This window comes from Chryseobacterium geocarposphaerae, assembly GCF_002797535.1.
Taxonomy (GTDB): Bacteria; Bacteroidota; Bacteroidia; order Flavobacteriales; family Weeksellaceae; genus Chryseobacterium; species Chryseobacterium geocarposphaerae.
On the sequence record NZ_PGFD01000001.1, the window covers coordinates 382,119 to 400,040 of the forward strand.

Sequence of the window (17,922 nt, forward strand, 5' to 3'; positions counted from 1 at the left end):
AGCTCTAATCATTCAGGTCAAGCACCCTGCTTTTTAGCTGTTAAAGCTAAGAATAAATTTTCTATAGCTTTATGACTGGAAGCACAAACCATTATAGATTAAGATTTATTAAGACCATTTATCGTTGCGGTCATCTCTTTTAATTTCTCTATCTATCTCGTCTACATATGGTAGTGGCAAAAGATAGGTTTCATCAATATATTGTAAAATGCTCTTATTGGTATCATTATTAATCTTTCTGATAAAAAGCTGGTTGCTTTTTTTTAATGATTCAATAAAAGAAGTGTGGTAAGAATTTTTATTAAAGATTATTTTTTCAATAGATGCTCTTTTATCATCATTTACCACAATATCCTTAAAATCAGTATTCATAAGAACCGTCTGAAAAAAGGATTCTGCCGGTAAGAGTGTATGCAGGTAATAGTCTTCGAAGTCCATTACCCGTTTATTGTTGGTCAAAAAAGAACAGGTTTCTCTTGTGAAAATAAACCATTTGCCTCCGATGTAAGGTGTTACCCCTTCCATAAATGTTCTTTTATAAATTAATGACGATATTTTATGGCTTAGTTCGGTAAAATGATTATGTATTCTCCTAAGTGTATCAGGTCTGTAAAATTTTTGGTCGTAATAGAACAAATAATTCCTGCCGTTATTAGCTGTAAGAAACTGACGAATAATATTCTGCGACTTTAGCGGATAATCTTCGCCACTTAAGTTGATGAAATAATCCCATTCTGCGGTTACATTGAGTAAATATTCCATAGCATTGAGCTCTGCCTGAATGATACTGAATCCTCCTGCCACAATATTCATGCTCTCAAGAATATAGACATTGGGAAAATGGATGAGGTATTGTTGAATTTCCTCAGTAAACTCTTCTTTAGCTTTTCTGTCTATATGAATCAGATAAAACTGATCACGGGTATAGATTTTCTCAAACATTGCCTTAAAAATATCGGGTTTATGATGGATCATGATAAAATAAGCAATTCGGATCTGAGAAGATGGTGGACTGTCTGACTTTCTTGTAAAGGGTTGGATTTGGGATGCTAAAGTTTGCATAGGCTGGAATTTTAAAATCATCCGCACTTTGCAAACAATTAGATTATGTGCGTAAGCTACGAATATATTTTTGATAATCAACTAATTATATTGTATTGTTATTGGGTTGTTTTATTATACATTTGCAAAGTATCAATAAAAAAGGTTCCTGCCTCTGCTACTCTGCAATAATTTAAATCAGATTTTTATCATTCAGTTTGCTTTTTCAGATTCCCGATTGTCAACTGATTTCTTTAAGGAAGGCTTTTTATTTTTTAGCTTTCAATAAAGAAAAAGTTTAAAGTAATGAAAGCATATGGAATTAGTATTAATTCTTACCAATACAAATAATTCATTAAAAATGCACCTGCCGGAAAAAAGATCGGAAACTGCAAAAATTTATGATAAGTTTCAAGAATCTACAATTAATTAATCCCATAATCCGAGCGATTACAGAGTCTGGATATTCCCAACCTACTGAGATACAGAATGCTATAATTCCAAGTGTTTTAAAAAGAAAAGATGTTCTGGCCTCTGCACCCAAAGGAAGTGGAAAAAAATTAGCTTTTACGGTGCCGATATTACAATTGTTGGGAAGAAACCCTACTGAACACACTAATATCAGGGTACTGATCATTGTTCCTACAGATGAAATCGGAGCTCAGACCGACGAAAAGATTAAACAGTGCAGTAAATATCTTTCTCTTTTAACATTTAGAATTAATGATGGAGAGTCAACTGAGAATCAGCTTGCTGCTTTCAGAAAGAGAATGGATATACTGATCGCAACTCCTGAAGGGCTTTTAGAGATTGCCGAAAGAAGACCTCTGAATTTTTCCAAGTTAGAAATTCTGGTTTTATATGATGCAGATAAAATGATTGAGAAAACATCAATCAACAGAATAAAAAATATTCAGAAACTAATTCCTAATCATATACAAGCTTTAATCTTTTGTACAGAAGCTTCAGATTATCTAAAAAAATCTGTTTCTTCTTTTCTCAGAAATCCAGTAGAGATTTTAATAGATGCAAGCTTGGCTTCAATAGAAAGTATTTCCCAGTGTGTATATTTTATTGAAAAAAGAGATAAGTCAGGATTTTTGATTGATCTTCTCAGAAAAAGCAACATGAAAGGATTTATGGTTTTTACGCGCAGCAAATACATAGCCGATGAGCTGGTACAACAGCTGGAAAATGCCGGTGTTAATATTGGATGGATTCATGGAAACAGATCAAGAGCTGTGAGGAATAATGTCGTGGATGATTTCAAAAGCGGAAAAATTCAGGCTTTAGTCACTACAGATATCGCAGCAAAGGGAATCGATCTGGATAAGATATTTCATATCATCAACTTTGATCTTCCTGCTATTCCTCAAACGTATATACAAAGGATTGAGAGGATACGAAGGTTAGGAAGTGACGGTTCTTTAATATCATTTTGTACGGCAGATGAACACATGGATTTAAAAAACATCCAGAGTCTGATAGGTTTTACGATGCCTGTCGGTACATTTTAAAAATAAAGCTGTAAAGTTTACAGATTATACATACAATTTTAATAATAATTACAATGCAACAAGGCACAGTAAAGTTTTTCAATGAAGCAAAAGGCTTCGGATTTATTTCTCCTGCAGATGGGAGTAAGGACATATTTGTACATTCTTCAGGGTTGGTTTCAGGATCAATTCGTGAAAATGATAAAGTGAATTTTAATATTCAGCAAGGCGACAGAGGTTTAAATGCTGTCAATGTGAAATTAGCATAAGGTGAAACGATTTCTTGCTTACAAAAGTTAAAACATTTTTTCTCATCTTTAGTAGATTAGACTGTTTTTAATATATGTTTGAATGAAATATGGATATAACTACATCCGTTTTTTCATGTTCATCCAACCTCTTGCAATTTAGCGAGAGGTTTTTAAATGATGTAATGATACAATGCTTTTAATCTCTTATTTTTTTGTATAAAATGATTATTATCAACAATTTTGACGAATATAAATTGCTGGAAGGAACTATGGTCGGAGCGTCATCTTGGCATAGGATCGATCAGAACCAAATTAACCTTTTTGCAGATGCCACTTTGGATCATCAATGGATTCATACCGATGAGAAGAAAGCAGCAGAAGAAAGTCCCTATCATTCTACAATTGCTCATGGCTATTTAACACTTTCGCTGATTCCTTATCTCTGGAAGCAGATTGCAGAGGTGAGAAATATCAGTATGGAAATCAATTACGGAATAGAAAACCTCAGGTTTGGTCAGCCCGTGAAAGTTAATGATGAAGTAAGTCTTGAGGCAACTATTAAAACCGTAAACAATATTAAAGGTACTGTAAAAGTTATGGTAGGAGCTAGGCTGAATATTAAAGATCAGGCTAAACCTGCCTATACAGGAGATGTGGTCTTTCTGTACCGATTTTCGTAACATTAAGGAGAAAGATTAATGTAACAATGACTAAAATTAAGATATAAGCAGATGATCAAAAAAAAATATCTTTCTGGTTGGACAATACTAATCCCGTTTCTGGCATGGATATTTTATTTTGCTAATGCAACGTTTTCTTCAGGGTATTATTCTCTGGTCCTTAGTGTATTACTTTTGGGAACTGTTCTCGCAGCAGTTTACCATTCCGAAGTCATAGCCCATAAAGTAGGCGAACCTTTCGGAACCTTGCTTCTTGCATTTGCAATTACGGTTATAGAAGTGGGACTGATAATTTCTATTATGATGGGTGTAGAAGGTCTTGAAACCGTTACGCTCGCAAGAGATACTGTTTTTGCTGCAGTGATGATTATCCTTACGGGGATCATCGGTATTTGTATTGTCATAGGATCATTGAGATATAGGGAGCAGACTTTTATTTTACAAGGGGTAAGCACGGCCTTAATAACGCTGACTGCGGTAGTGGTTTTTGTTCTCATCTTGCCGAATTATACGGTAAGCCATACAGGTGGCGAATATACTTCTTCCCAATTGCTTTTTATTGCTTTGGTTTCACTGGCACTTTACCTTGGATTTACCATGGTGCAAACCATGAGACACCGAAGCTTTTTCATATCACCACAAAACAAACTGCTGACAGATCAAAAGGAACAAGACAGCAATAGGCAACTTTCCCGAAAAAAAATGCTTGTCAGTTGCTTTATGTTAGTTTTATGTCTGGGAATAGTTGTACTGATGGCAAAACTTCTGTCCAAAGATGTTGAACATATTGTTTTATCATTCGGAGCACCAAAATCGATAGTCGGAGTTATTATTGCCGGAATTGTTCTTCTTCCGGAAGGGCTTGCTGCTTTCAGAGCGGCAAAGAACGATCAGATACAGACGTCTTTAAACCTTGCATTTGGTTCTGCATTGGCAAGTATCGGTTTAAGTATTCCTGCGATTGCTATCATATCTGTTATTTTCGGAATACGAATGACACTGGGCATAGATATTAAGTCAACTGTGCTTTTAGGACTTTCTTTGTTTATCATTACGGTGTCACTTGCAACAGGTAAGACTAATATTATGCAGGGGAGTGTTTTGGTTGGAATTTTTTTGATTTATCTTTTTATATCCATAGTGCCTTAATTCATTTGAGTTTTCAAGAAGAGTTGTTACTACATTTTCTAAAACTTATAAGTAATGATTTGATTACTTTTAAGAAAGTTAAAACCATTTCACATTTATTGTTGTATCTTACAAAATGCTACAGCGTAAGCTCCATGAAATTTTCGAGAATGAGAGTAGCGGTCAATAATAGCGCTTGTTGATTGTAACAGAAGCTTAGCCCTGCACCATTGTCAACAACTGTAGCTGTCGAAAATCGGGAATCCGAAAACAATAAATTCAGATATGCAGAAGTGGTACCACCGTAACCAAAAGATAAATTAATAAGAAAAAAATATACCCTTGTGAGTGAAAATAGCCACTGGTCGGAGAGGCTATCCATAAATAAATCATTAAGTGACGGCGTTACTATTGTTCATGCTGTCACTTTTTATTTTCCGATGTTTTTAGAAATAATAATAAAACTTATCATTGCTAATATAATCAGGAAAGCATTCCAAAACAATATAACATCGTTCATATCGCAAATATAATATCAGGATCTACCGAAAGCATTTTTTGCTTAAAACCAGTCCTTAGGAGAGCAATTGAATTATGATTTGTATCATAAAACCTTTGTTGAGTAGTCTATTAATTTTACATAAGCACCCATTTTACAAATTACAGAATTCTAAAACGCCAAATAATCATATTGATATGGAAAATAAAATAACAAGGAGAGATGCTATTGGAAAGATAGCTGCAACCGTTGCCATAGCAGCGGTTGCTCCAGGCGCTTTAGCGCAGTCACAGAACAGCAATACAAATAAAGCGAATGCAAAGGAGCTTACTGACCCGCGAAACAAATATCCCAAACCGCCTTTTAATAAGCAATCGCAACCTTTTCCTGGTTTGGCAGGCAAAATGACACCGGTGCCGGACCATGGAGAGAAGAGCTATGTAGGTTCGGGAAGATTAGAAGGAAGAAAAGCATTGATTACTGGCGGTGATTCCGGTATTGGTCGGGCTGCTGCCATTGCTTATGCAAGAGAAGGAGCAGATGTAGCCATTAATTACCTACCTGCTGAAGAGGAAGATGCTAAGCAGGTGATCGAACTTATCAAAAAGGAAGGCCGTAAAGGTATAGCCATTCCAGGAGATATTCGTAGCGAAGCCTTCTGCAAACAATTGGTTAGCCAAGCTGTGCAGCAACTCGGAGGTCTGGATATTCTGATCAATAATGCAGGACATCAGAAAGCCAATGAATCTATACTCGATCTTAGTTCCGATGATTTTGACTGGACTATGAAAACAAATATCTATGCACCTTTTTGGATCACAAAGGCTGCTCTACCTCATATGAAGCCTGGCTCATCTATTATTGGGCTGTCATCCATCCAGGCTTATGATCCTTCTGCTGATCTTTATGATTATGCACAAACCAAAGCAGCAACGACCAACTATGTAAAATCTCTTGCCAAGCAGCTGGGACCGAAGGGCATAAGAGTCAATGGTGTTGCGCCCGGACCTGTCTGGACACCCCTTCAGGTAAGCGGAGGCCAGACACAGGAAAACCTGGAAAAATTTGGTGGCGATACCCCTCTCGGAAGACCGGGACAGCCTGTAGAGCTAGCTTCTATTTTTGTTCAGTTAGCCGCTGATAATGCCAGTTTTGCAACAGGACAGATCTACGGAGCAACTGGAGGCAAAGGACAACCGTAATGTTTTGACTACAAATAGAAAAAGATTCTTGTCGGAAAAATTATCCTTTTACAGGAATTCAAAAAAATAATAAGTGCGCTTTACAAGCTAAAGCGCACTTATTTTAATAAAAAAAATAGGTAAGTGAACAAAAAATTGACGATGGGTAATTTTGTACGTGTCAATATATTTTTTCCTTATTCTCCATTATATAAATAATTATATTTGAATTTGAAACCTTCATAGACAAATAATTATGAAAGCAATCATATTATTTTGCCTGTTATAGGAAGTCTTTTTCCAGGCTCACAAACACATTGAATACCAATAAAAATGAAACCAAATTTTATGAAAGAAATCTATTAATTATCGATTCTTTAAATCAACAATACCCAAAAACTGAATAAACAGCTAAAAAATATGCAGGCAATTATAGGAAAATGTAATAATCCTGTTGAGGTTGATAAGGCTATAAAGTATAATTAATATTGTCAATAAACCTTTAATTTTAATAAACATGATTCATGATAAAAACAGGATTAAATAGTATTATCTTCTTTATTACAGATTACATTTTAAAACAAATGAAAATAAAATTTCAATCTATTTTTATCTTTTTAATATCCTGCTATACAACTGCACAAAATATTTCAGATAAGATTGACAGTATCAGAATTAGATATCAAATTCCTGCTTTAGAAATCGCTGTGATATCTTCTGATTCAATTTTAGATATGAAGGCTTTTGGAACAAATAAGATTAATTCTAATGTAAAGGTTACTCTACAAAATAGGTTTCACCTGGGTTCAAATACAAAGGCAATCACATCATTTATTGCTGCTGATCTGGTATCACAAGGAAAAATTAACTGGAATACTGATTTTTTTCACCTGTTTCCGGAATTGAAGACAAAGCAAAATCATGGTAGGTATCTAACACTAATTAATCTTCTGAATTTTAAAGCCCAACTTGCTCCGTTTTCTTATGATACATATATCCCGGAATCCGTTATAGTAACGGGAACGAATCAAGAACAACGATACAATATTGCGAAATATTTACTTACTCAAAAAGTGGTAAAGAAAAATAACGATGATTTGTATTTAACTAACCTGGGCTACGTTTTAGCGGGACTTATGTTAGAAAAAGTAAGCAATAAAAATTATCATGAATTGGTCAATGATCTCAATAAAAAATTAAATACTGATTTCAGATTTGGTAGTCCAAATATCCAAGATGAACAACAGACTTACGGCCATAATGAACAACTAGTCCCACTCACAGAAGAGAATGTAAAATTAAATTGGTTGTTGTCAGCGGGTAATCTTAATACAACCTTGCCTGATTATTCATCATATATTCAAAACTATTTGAAAGGAATTGAAGGAAAAGGAATACCATTTCAGAAAAAAACTTTTGAACAACTTCTGTTTGAATTTCCCACGTTTTCTTTTGGTTGGTTTAACAAAACCGGAAAGGAAGGAAACAATTATATAAACAATTTTGGAAATGCAAACGGCTTTATGTCCTCTGTATCAATATTTAAAGATAAAGGAATTGTTGTGATTATTTTCAGTAATTTATCTTCGGACTCAGCAAGTGAAGGAATAGACCTGATCCTTGAAATGTTAGCGAAAAAATATTGCAATTGACGTCGTCTGCTTCTAAATTATATTGCTAATTTAGGTCTATATTCATCTTAATTAATAACCAGATCAGTTCTGATAAATTATTCTATCTCTAAACTTTTTAATAAAATACAATTATGATCTCAATCACAAAATTTCCCGATGAATAACACGAAATTTAGGGATTCATAAAAACTAACCATTTTGTGATTTATCACGTGGTAAACTACCAGTGATCAGTTCAATATTCATGATTCACCGCTCTGAATGGCTCAAAATTTGCATTTTGAAAACTTATAACTTGCTATATTTTAGTGGATTGTGTTTTAATTTTAATTTTTTGTTATGATTATTAAGGAAAATCTTTTATTAGAATATGGCGCCGAATTTATTGAATATAAGGCTAAAGAGATCATCTGCAGTAAAGACGGCACACCCGGAAATTATTTACAGATCAGTAAGGGCATTGTGGAACTTAACAATTATCATGAAGATGGTAAAGAGTTTACCCTGAATATCCTTTATGAAGGACAGAGCATCGGCGAATCGCTATTATTTAACGGAAGAGGCTATCCCATGTATGTTATTGCAAGAACGGACTGCCGTTTATTAAAATTACCCAAAGAAAGATTTTTGCAGCTGATAAAGGATAATGCTGATGCAATGGACAGTTTGCTAAAATACATTTCGGACAGGCTGTTTTATAAATACCTGATGCTTTTTAATAATTCGGCAACTGACCCCAGCGTAAAAATCAAATACCTGATCGACTATTATAAAGAAGCTTCCTCCAAAGCTGGAAAATATGAATACGAAGTACCTCTGACCAGAAAACAGATAGCCAATTTAACAGGCCTACGGGTGGAAACTGTAATAAGGACCGTAAAAAAAATGGAAAGTGAACACGTTCTAAAAATGGAAGGCGGTAAGATTCTGTACTGATTCTTTCTTCTGATCCAGATCACGAATCCTAGGCAATACCTCTTTTAATTCACGTTTTTCATATAAGTAGTTCCTGTAGAAAACCTTTTTACATTGACTTTTGTGCTACTTAAATCGATTTTTAAGCGGCTTAGTATTTGCTTTTTTATAATTACCAAAATATTAATTCTTAAAAACAACAGATCATGGCAGATAACAAATCCAAAAAAGGGAAATCCGACAGAAATAAAGTAAGCGGATCAGAAAACTACGAAATCTAGTATCTAAAGAAAAAGATGGAAGTGGGCTCTCAAGCTGTTACCGGCGCAATCCGTGTGACAGGATTAAATGATAGAAAAGTTCTTGAAATATCTGAAAGAACGGCATGGTAAATAACCTATTCTTTTAACACACTTAAATATAACAGTTATGGGCCTATCTAAATATCGCGAAAAGCGTTCTGAAGAGAAAACCCCGGAACCATTTGGCGGAAAACCGAATGGAACTGAATTACGCTTTGTTGTGCAGAAACACGATGCTTCACATCTCCATTATGACTTTCGTTTAGAGATGGACGGCGTGCTGAAAAGCTGGGCGGTTCCCAAAGGACCATCGATGGATCCAAGCGTCAAACGTCTGGCGATGATGGTCGAAGACCACCCCTATGATTACCGGAATTTTGAAGGGATCATTCCCAAAGGACAATATGGGGGCGGTACAGTAATCATCTGGGACGAAGGAACATACGAGCCCGCCGAAGGCGACTTAAAAGATGTACCGAAACAGGAAAAAGAACTGTTACACCAGCTTTATTCCGGCAAGCTTAAATTTAAGCTCAATGGAAAAAAGCTTAAAGGTGAATTTGCTCTGGTTAAAGCATACGGAAGAGGAGATAACGGCTGGCTTCTGATGAAGCTTGATGATAAATACGCCAGTGAAAAAGATATTACGGCCAAAGATAAGTCCGTGATTTCCGGAAAGACTATTCCGCAGATGGAAAAGTCGCCAGATAACGTATATGGTGAGAATATCCTGAGGAAGGACAGTACCGTAAAAGACAAACGTCCCACCAAAAAGAAAGCATCCGAGCTCATTAATGACCAATTGGAAGCTGTTCCAGCATTTACTTCAAAAACGAAAACTAATATTGAGATACTTTTAAAAAATGCGCCAAAACAAAGATTCTATTCCCATATTGAGCCTATGCTCGCAACGCTGGTCAACAAACCTTTTGATGACGAAGACTGGATCTATGAAGTCAAGTGGGATGGCTATCGTGCTGTTGCTTTTATGAATAAGGGCGAAGTAGAATTAAAATCCCGTAATGACAAAAGCTTTAATGAAAAATTCTATCCCATATATGATAAATTAAAGGAGTTGGATATAGATGCAATATTAGATGGAGAGGTAGTAGTTTTAGGAGAAAGCGGTACGGCAAATTTTGGTTCGCTCCAAAACTGGCGTAGTGAAGCCGATGGCGATCTTGTCTACTACGTTTTTGATATTCTTTGGTATAAGGGACAGGATCTAAAAGATCTGACACTTCTTGAGCGTAAAGCTATTTTAAAAGAAGTCCTCCCTAAAAATAACAGCATCCTGGTCAGTGAACATTTTGAAACTTCCGGAATACAATTTCTAGAAGAGGCGAAGAAACTTGGGCTTGAAGGAATCATGGCTAAAAGAAAGGACAGTATATATCATGTCCATAACCGTTCCAAAGACTGGTTAAAAATTAAAGCTAATAAAAGACAGGAGGTTGTGATAGGAGGATATACGTTGAACGATGATTCAAGTAAACAGTTCAGTAGCCTTTTAGTCGGAGTTTATGAAGGGAAAAAATTAATCTATAGCGGAAAAGTTGGTACCGGTTTCAATGATAAGCAGCAGAAAGAGATGATGAAGCTTTTCAAACCTCTTGTTATTAATAAGGCTCCTTTCGCTGAGGAACCTGACATTAATAAGCCTTCACGCTTCAGACCAAATCCACCACATGCCTCCGTGACATGGCTTAAGCCGGAACTGGTCTGTGAGGTGAGCTTTACGGAGTTAACCAGTGACGGGATCATGCGGCATCCTTCGTTTGACGGGATGCGGGAAGATAAAAGCGCCAAAAAAGTTATTCTTGAAAAGGAAGCTCTAACTGAAAAAGTTGTAGATGATAAGAAAACAAGCAGCATGGTTAAACCAAGAGCAAAGGGTGAACGGAAAACCCTTTTAAATCCGTCAGATAAAACCCAGGTCAGAAAAGTAAACAGACATGAATTAAAATTCACCAATCTTGATAAGGTTTTCTGGCCGAAAGAAGGCATTACTAAACGAGACCTCATTAATTATTATTATCAGGCAGCTCCATTTATATTACCTTATTTGAAAGACCGTCCGCAGAGTATGAACCGTTTTCCGAACGGCATTGAAGGAGAAAACTTTTATTTCAAGAACGTGACCGATACGGCTCCTGATTGGGCAGAGACTTATCTTTACCATAGTGATACCGATGAAAAAGACCGCCATTATCTTGTTGGCAAGGATGAAGCTACATTGCTCTATATGGCGAATTTGGGCTGTATTGAAATGAATCCCTGGAGCAGTACGGTTAAAAAGCCAGATCATCCATCTTTCTGTATTATTGATCTGGACCCGGACAAAAATTCGTTCGATCAGGTTATTGAAGCTGCACAGGTCACAAAGAGCATTTTAGATGATATGGGCGTTCCGAGCTATTGCAAAACTAGTGGTTCAACTGGTCTTCATATCTATATTCCGCTTGGCGGAAAATATACCTACGAGCAGTCAAAAGAGTTTGCCCGGGTCATTGTTACCTTAATCCATAATGAACTTCCTAAATTCACCAGTATTGAACGGGCTATAAAAGACAGAAAGGGTAAAATGTATCTGGACTTTTTACAGAATAGGCCACATGCAACCATTGCCGCTCCCTATTCCGTCCGACCAAAGCCCGGTGCTACGGTTTCCATGCCGCTGCATTGGGATGAGGTGAAGAAAGGTTTAAAAATAAGTGATTTCCGTATTTTAAATGCCATTGAAAGGATGCTGAGTGAAGGAGATATTTTTAAACAAGTATTGGGAAAAGGGATCGACTTAAAGCAGATCGTAGATAAGTACTATCAATAACAATATCTTATTCAAGCATTATTAATCTAAAAATAAACTATTATGAACGTTAAAAGAATTTTTGGAACCATTCTGACCGTTCTTGGCATTGTCGGTTTGATTTATACCGGATATGAACTTATCAATAAAAGCGCTGCATATACTACCTTAGGGGTAGTAGGCGTGCTGGGATTGATCTTCTTTTTTACAGGTATCAGCCTTGTGAAGAATACTAAAGATGAGGCTTAATTCGATTAATTAATGGTTTGTAAGGATATTGCCACATATATGAACTGGCATATTTATCCATACAGCACCATCAAAGCTAAGGGAAACATGGCTTGAACAAATTTTTGTACTTTTGCCTGAAACCGAACCATACGAATAGTTTTTCATCCATTCATTCGGTTTATTGTTATTAGTTGATCGACAGGATAATGGTCTTGTCGATTTTTAGTTTCCGGATCAGACTGGTGTAGTACACTTTTTCTTAGAATCATTAACTGGTGCTGCTAAAAAATTCTCCCTTTGAGGCACTATCAGAGCATTTGACATAGAACTTCTCGGAATTTGCCTCATCTTTATCTTAAGTGGTAGTTGGTATCATTGGTTTGGTTGTGAAGGATCAAATGATTGCTAAAAGCTTTGCTATGGTTTAAATTTGGAGGTTGACTAAAACTATGTTATTGGTTGTTTTTTGATTATACGTCTTTATTTTATTACTATTTATCAGCATATTTTTTATGATAAGTAGTAGTATTTATTTTTAATTATTAGTATTTTATGTAATTTTTATATATTGAAAATTATGATTACTTCAAAATTTATGGTATAATAGCTAATATTTTTGTTTATTATTTGGTTGTTTTCATATTTTAGTGAAAAATTAACAAAAATAATAACCATGCGAAAACTCTACATGGGTGCATATTCCCTATGCACAGTTCTGAGCCTATCCGCTCAGGAAGTCCTATGGCAGAAAGACATCAAATCCACTACTCAGGATTTTCTAAGCCAGGTGACTCCAACCGTAGATCTTCAGTATTTAATTACCGGAAGTTCCATTCAATCACAAAAACTCTCTACCGACAATAAACAAAATAACGGCTACGATTTCCATCTCGTAAAACTCAACCAACAAGGCGAAGTCGTCTGGGAAAAATACTTTGCAGGCAAGAACCACGATTACCTTTCCGCATCCCTTTCTACACAAGACGGAGGCTTTGTTCTCGCAGGGACATCGTATTCAGGCAAAGGCCTAGACAAAAAAGACGACTCCAAAGGAGGCTCCGATATCTGGCTCATCAGAATCAATGAATTTGGAGACGAATTATGGCAGAAAACCATAGGTAGCACTTTCGATGAAGAAGCCAGGGCAGTCATTCAAACCACCGACTTAGGATTCTTTGGCAGGAAATGTTCAGAACTCCGCACAGGGTTACGGTTCCAAAGACGTTCTTGTTATCAAATTAGACAAAAATGGAAAAGAACTTTCCCAGCTCATTCTAGGTGGAAAAGGCTTAGATGAAGTAGAAAAAATGATTCCCACCAGAGATGGAGGAGTTTTACTCGGAGTTTATTCCAGAAGTGGAAAAACTGCAACCAACAACCTACCATCTGCAGCCCCAAAACAAACTGAAAACTTTGGAGAAGGCGATTACTGGATCATTAAGCTCAATAAAGACGGCAAAGTAGAATGGGAAAAGAACTATGGCGGAACAGGAGACGATCATTTAAGAACCATGGCCATGACCACTTCGGGCTTTATCATCGGAGGCGAAAGCCGTTCCGAGAGATCAGGCAATAAAACCGTAGGCATAGAAGAAGGTACCGACCTTTGGTTCATCTCCTTAAACGAAAGAGGCGAAGAGATCTGGCAGAAATCCTACAACTTTAAAAACAGAGATGTTTTAATGGGAATGCATGTCATCTTAGGACATAATGAAAGAGAAAAAAATAAAGACCTAACCAAAGGAATACTACTCGGAGGCTATACCCAGGCAGAAGGCAGGATAGAAGCCGATGATGAAACCTTCTGGATGCTGTATGTAGATGAAAACGGAAACGAACAGTGGCGAAAACACGTAAAAGGAGAATCCAGAAAAAAAGAAGAGAGATTAGCAGATATTAAGCTAAACAGAGACGGCTCCATTATTCTGGCAGGAACCAGCGCAGAAGAATTAGGAAAAGAGAACTGGAAGATTGTAAAGCTGGGAGATCAGCAGGTAGATCAACTCATCGAAAAGCAGTATATCAAAATCTATCCGAATCCAGTATCCGATTATGCGTATGTAGAAATCGGTTTTGATTTCAAGGAAGCAGATATTACGATGTATGATATGTCAGGAAGACAGCTTCAGAGTCTGAAAACAAAGAATAAGGTAACGAAGATCAATACCCAGCCTTTGATACAGGGCGCTTATCTGATTACTATAAAAACAGATACCCACAAAACTGCGAATGCTAAATTGATTAAGAAATAAAATACATAAATGAGAAAGACAATTTTGTTATTTACCTTTTTGTCCATGGTTCTTTATGGACAACAAGGTAATCAGAATCTCCAACTTCCCACCATTATCCCGCCTTCGCCAACCGTACAGAATTTCATGAGATATGGGGAAATTCCTGTAGATTATAGCACAGGGGTACCAAAGATTGAGATTCCTATATACACAATACAAGGGAGGAAACTATCTTTACCTATATCAATTTCATATCATGCTTCAGGTATTAAAGTTTATGATATTCCTTCTGAGGTCGGATTGGGATGGGTGTTGAATGCAGGAGGAATTATTACAAGGACAATGTTAGATGCGATAGACGAAAAAGGAGCAACAAATAAAATCTATGCAAATGCTGCACAATTTTTGGCTGCCGTACCTACTATAGTTATGTCGGGATATAATACATTTTGTTGGACTTATCCGGGCCCCCACAGTATGGAGATGTACTTGAATGCTAATCCTAGTGAGGATAGAATGAGTGATAGATACTTTTATAAATTACCAAATGGAGGCTCAGGAGTTTTTAGATATAATTATCCTCAAACAAGCACATTGATAACGCTTCCTTATCGTCCCTATAATATAACTAAAACGGTTGAACAAAATCAGTCAAACGGAAATGTGGTTACGGAATTTCAAATAATCGACGACCAGGGCATTATCCACAAGTTTAAAAGGTTTCAGGATTCAAGTTACGGGTCCTCTGAATGGTTTCTCACAGAAATGAGCTCACCTGATGGACAGGAAAAAATAAAATTTTCTTACAATTCCGTGCAAACGACACCGAACGGAATGCCTAATGATACTTTTATAAGTAAAAAAGATTTTGTAATCGGAGTTGGTGGTTGTCAAGTTCAGCCTTCTCAGGGAGATCCCAGCACAAGTATGGGGGGAACAGGTGGAGCTACAAATGCAGTTATTTTATCCTCTATTGAGAGCGAAGATATAATTATTAATTTTCTTTACGCCAACAGAGAAGACTTTCCCAACTTAAAGAAACTTACAGAAGTACAAATTTTACCTAAAAATAATCCAAATACAATCAAGAAAAAATTTATTTTTCAGCAAAGTTACTTTGGCACGATTGGGTATGAAAATACAAATAACAGGGACAAAAGGCTGAAATTGGATATGTTGAATATTTACGGAGAAGATGCTCAGAACAGTCAAAAGTATACATTTGATTATGAACAAAGTATAATGCTGCCGGCATATTCTTCACGATCATATGATTTTTGGGGGTATTTTAATGGTTCTAACTATAATGGCACTGCTATCCCGTATAACTTTTTACCTGTAGAATATCAGAATCCCGTTAATGGTACTGGGTATGGGGGCGATAGGAAAGCAGATAACGGTTATTTTTCAAAAGCCTGCATGCTAAAAGAAATTAAATATCCCGCAGGCGGAAGAACTGAATTCAAATTTGAGAGAGCATACGCTGATGGAGTTTATCGAGGCACTAATGGCGGTGGATATATAGGTGGTTTCAGGGTGGCAAGTATCACAAATTACTCAAAAGACAATAATGTCGCGAATATCAAATCATATCAGTATAGCCAGCCAAAATTCAATATAATCGATCCGGAATTTTATACTTACCCGCAATGGACGTTAGATTTGGAAGATCCCAACGGAGATTTTGTTCCTTGTCAAGGAACTGGTGGATGCTGGCGTTACTATAAACAAACCATTGTAACTTCGAATCCTATTGTGTCACATGATTTAACTCCCGGAATGCCTATTGCATATCTTGATGTTACAGAATATGATGGTACTCCTACGAATAATATGGGTTCCACAGAATATCATTATTCCTCCCCTGATCATATTTCCTATACAGATTTAATAAGGGAACTTCATACTTATCAGGAGGACTGGGGAAACTACGAACCTAAGTTAGGGTATAAATTGGTAAAGAATCAGATAGGAAATAAAATTTCAGAAGAGATTTTTCAATATTCTAATCATTTTCAACAAGAATTTCTGACAGGCTTCAATATCACAAGAACGCTTACGAACCTCGCCAATAATAAAAATATAGATCTCACTGAGTTCGGTTGCCATAACTGCCTGACGTTGTATATCCAATCGATACGAGCGCATGATACCAAAGCTTATCAGAATGCTAACCTTTTGGATTATACCATCAAAAGAACTTACGACCAGAACAATCAATCCAAATATGTTGAGGAAAGGATTGATTACGCCTATAATCAACATAATCTTATGGTAAAGCAAGCCGTGAGAAAAAATAGTCTAGGTGACGATATATTCACACAATATAAATATCCGTATGATTTTGGTACAGCCGAGCCTTATCAGACGATGTTAACTAAAAACATTCTGACCCCTATCATTGAGCAAACGGTCATTAATACGACCAATGGAAAACAGATACAGAAGCTTCGTACACTTTATGATAAGTGGGTGAATAATAGCATTATTGAACCGAAACTCGTTCAGGCTCAAGCTGACTCTTCATTACCATTAGAGGACAGGGTTCGCTTTATGTCCTATGATCAGAAAGGCAATGCTACCAATCTAAAGAAAGAAAATGGTATTCCTATTACATATATATGGGGATACGACAAGACCCTTCCAATTGCAATGGTTGAGAATTCCAATCTGGTTTCTCAAGCAGGTACGAATAACCAGGATAAGACCATCAATAGTAATTTATTCATTCCTATGGGTAGTACTGTATATGAATTGGGAAGCTTTGTCATTACAGAAGAGAAAAATTATATGATCGAAAGGATCTATGAAAAGATACCTAACGATAAGTCGGTGATGTATCAGGTATCTTTTGAGAATATCGATAATAGTGCTGGTTCCGTGTTGTTTACAGATAGTACTCCTGCAGGTGGGAATTCTCATACCTTCACTACTGCTTCTCAACTTTTAAAGCCAGGAAATTACAAGGTGAAACTGGTTAATATTGGATATAATGGTTATCAGGGTTCAATTGAACATCAATTTAACTTTACCATTTATAATACAGTAAACATAGAGAAGGCAATTCCCTTTCACACAAGCTTTGAAGAAGACGTAGAATATATAAATACAACTGATGCAAAAACGGGAAATAAATCTCACGTTGGTCAATATAGTGTTAAGCTTCCTGATGCATCGCTGGGTTATGACAAAGTAGTTATTTCATATTGGGGCAAGACCAGTGCCGGGTCTCCATGGCAATATGTTGAGGATATTGTTGATGTAGCTGGTCAGAACGTTCAAATAGGTCAGGCCTATAACTATATAGATGAAGTCAGAGTGTACCCGGTCAATTCGATGATGACAACTTATACTTACGATCCGTTTTACAAGCAGCCAACCAGTATTATGAAACCTAATGGACAGACCGAATATTATAATTATGATTCTTTCGGTAGGCTTAAAGAAGTGTATATCATAGAAGATAATGTAAAGAAAGTCATTAAATCAAATACCTATCACTACAAACAATAAAATCAGAT

Annotated in this window: 14 protein-coding genes; 12 read left to right on the top strand and 2 right to left on the bottom strand. The window is 36.3% G+C overall.

What is annotated here, in order from left to right; genetic code table 11:
- Positions 1 to 108: 108 nt before the first annotated feature.
- Positions 109 to 1,062, bottom strand: coding sequence for a beta-1,6-N-acetylglucosaminyltransferase (locus tag CLV73_RS01755; protein WP_228424149.1), 954 nt, complete (start codon positions 1,060 to 1,062; stop codon positions 109 to 111).
- A 380-nt stretch (positions 1,063 to 1,442) separates the two neighbouring features.
- Between CLV73_RS01755 and CLV73_RS01760 the strand changes: the two genes are divergently transcribed.
- From CLV73_RS01760 to CLV73_RS01775, 4 genes are all read left to right on the top strand, one after another.
- Positions 1,443 to 2,558, top strand: coding sequence for a DEAD/DEAH box helicase (locus tag CLV73_RS01760; protein WP_100375184.1), 1,116 nt, complete (start codon positions 1,443 to 1,445; stop codon positions 2,556 to 2,558).
- A gap of 53 nt (positions 2,559 to 2,611) precedes the next feature.
- On the top strand, positions 2,612 to 2,806 hold the full coding sequence (locus CLV73_RS01765; protein ID WP_072960946.1) for a cold-shock protein: 195 nt from the start codon (positions 2,612 to 2,614) through the stop codon (positions 2,804 to 2,806).
- 203 nt (positions 2,807 to 3,009) lie between these two features.
- A complete protein-coding gene (locus CLV73_RS01770; protein ID WP_100375185.1) occupies positions 3,010 to 3,468 on the top strand; it encodes a MaoC family dehydratase in 459 nt (152 codons plus the stop codon).
- A gap of 51 nt (positions 3,469 to 3,519) precedes the next feature.
- Positions 3,520 to 4,617: a calcium:proton antiporter gene (locus CLV73_RS01775; protein ID WP_100375186.1), complete on the top strand. Its 1,098-nt coding sequence runs from the start codon at positions 3,520 to 3,522 to the stop codon at positions 4,615 to 4,617.
- A gap of 118 nt (positions 4,618 to 4,735) precedes the next feature.
- On the opposite strand, the gene CLV73_RS18825 is transcribed toward CLV73_RS01775, so the two are convergent.
- Entirely contained in the window at positions 4,736 to 4,978 is a 243-nt protein-coding gene (locus CLV73_RS18825; RefSeq protein ID WP_157798695.1) for a hypothetical protein, read from the bottom strand.
- 314 nt (positions 4,979 to 5,292) lie between these two features.
- On the opposite strand from CLV73_RS18825, the gene CLV73_RS01780 reads away from it, so the two are divergent.
- The 8 genes from CLV73_RS01780 to CLV73_RS01815 all read left to right on the top strand — a co-directional run bounded on the left by CLV73_RS01780 (position 5,293) and on the right by CLV73_RS01815 (position 17,914).
- Positions 5,293 to 6,297, top strand: a complete 1,005-nt coding sequence (locus CLV73_RS01780) for an SDR family oxidoreductase (protein ID WP_100376946.1) — start codon at positions 5,293 to 5,295, stop codon at positions 6,295 to 6,297.
- Between the two features lie 503 nt (positions 6,298 to 6,800).
- Positions 6,801 to 7,928, top strand: a complete 1,128-nt coding sequence (locus CLV73_RS01790) for a serine hydrolase domain-containing protein (protein WP_100375187.1) — start codon at positions 6,801 to 6,803, stop codon at positions 7,926 to 7,928.
- 321 nt (positions 7,929 to 8,249) lie between these two features.
- Positions 8,250 to 8,846 (top strand): Crp/Fnr family transcriptional regulator, encoded by a 597-nt coding sequence (locus CLV73_RS01795; RefSeq protein ID WP_100375188.1) that lies wholly within the window; start codon positions 8,250 to 8,252, stop codon positions 8,844 to 8,846.
- A 408-nt stretch (positions 8,847 to 9,254) separates the two neighbouring features.
- Positions 9,255 to 11,957 (top strand): DNA ligase D, encoded by a 2,703-nt coding sequence (gene ligD / locus CLV73_RS01800; protein ID WP_100375189.1) that lies wholly within the window; start codon positions 9,255 to 9,257, stop codon positions 11,955 to 11,957.
- A gap of 42 nt (positions 11,958 to 11,999) precedes the next feature.
- Entirely contained in the window at positions 12,000 to 12,185 is a 186-nt protein-coding gene (locus CLV73_RS01805) for a hypothetical protein (protein WP_100375190.1), read from the top strand.
- 655 nt (positions 12,186 to 12,840) lie between these two features.
- Positions 12,841 to 13,464: a hypothetical protein gene (locus CLV73_RS19055; protein WP_228424151.1), complete on the top strand. Its 624-nt coding sequence runs from the start codon at positions 12,841 to 12,843 to the stop codon at positions 13,462 to 13,464.
- 511 nt (positions 13,465 to 13,975) lie between these two features.
- Positions 13,976 to 14,419, top strand: a complete 444-nt coding sequence (locus CLV73_RS19060) for a T9SS type A sorting domain-containing protein (RefSeq protein ID WP_228424328.1) — start codon at positions 13,976 to 13,978, stop codon at positions 14,417 to 14,419.
- A 9-nt stretch (positions 14,420 to 14,428) separates the two neighbouring features.
- The gene (locus tag CLV73_RS01815; protein WP_157798696.1) at positions 14,429 to 17,914 is read left to right on the top strand and encodes a hypothetical protein; all 3,486 of its coding nucleotides are present in this window, start codon (positions 14,429 to 14,431) and stop codon (positions 17,912 to 17,914) included.
- Positions 17,915 to 17,922: the final 8 nt, after the last annotated feature.

Excerpts from the sequence above, each read along its gene's own strand:
- CLV73_RS19060 (WP_228424328.1), top strand. The coding sequence starts at position 13,976 with ATGCTGTATGTAGATGAAAACGGAAACGAACAGTGGCGAAAACACGTA.
- CLV73_RS01775 (WP_100375186.1), top strand. The coding sequence starts at position 3,520 with ATGATCAAAAAAAAATATCTTTCTGGTTGGACAATACTAATCCCGTTT.
- CLV73_RS01805 (WP_100375190.1), top strand. The coding sequence starts at position 12,000 with ATGAACGTTAAAAGAATTTTTGGAACCATTCTGACCGTTCTTGGCATT.
- CLV73_RS01755 (WP_228424149.1), bottom strand. The coding sequence starts at position 1,062 with ATGCAAACTTTAGCATCCCAAATCCAACCCTTTACAAGAAAGTCAGAC.
- CLV73_RS01790 (WP_100375187.1), top strand. The coding sequence starts at position 6,801 with ATGATAAAAACAGGATTAAATAGTATTATCTTCTTTATTACAGATTAC.
- CLV73_RS01760 (WP_100375184.1), top strand. The coding sequence starts at position 1,443 with ATGATAAGTTTCAAGAATCTACAATTAATTAATCCCATAATCCGAGCG.
- CLV73_RS01780 (WP_100376946.1), top strand. The coding sequence starts at position 5,293 with ATGGAAAATAAAATAACAAGGAGAGATGCTATTGGAAAGATAGCTGCA.
- CLV73_RS18825 (WP_157798695.1), bottom strand. The coding sequence starts at position 4,978 with ATGGATAGCCTCTCCGACCAGTGGCTATTTTCACTCACAAGGGTATAT.
- CLV73_RS01765 (WP_072960946.1), top strand. The coding sequence starts at position 2,612 with ATGCAACAAGGCACAGTAAAGTTTTTCAATGAAGCAAAAGGCTTCGGA.
- CLV73_RS01795 (WP_100375188.1), top strand. The coding sequence starts at position 8,250 with ATGATTATTAAGGAAAATCTTTTATTAGAATATGGCGCCGAATTTATT.
- ligD (WP_100375189.1), top strand. The coding sequence starts at position 9,255 with ATGGGCCTATCTAAATATCGCGAAAAGCGTTCTGAAGAGAAAACCCCG.
- CLV73_RS19055 (WP_228424151.1), top strand. The coding sequence starts at position 12,841 with ATGCGAAAACTCTACATGGGTGCATATTCCCTATGCACAGTTCTGAGC.
- CLV73_RS01815 (WP_157798696.1), top strand. The coding sequence starts at position 14,429 with ATGAGAAAGACAATTTTGTTATTTACCTTTTTGTCCATGGTTCTTTAT.
- CLV73_RS01770 (WP_100375185.1), top strand. The coding sequence starts at position 3,010 with ATGATTATTATCAACAATTTTGACGAATATAAATTGCTGGAAGGAACT.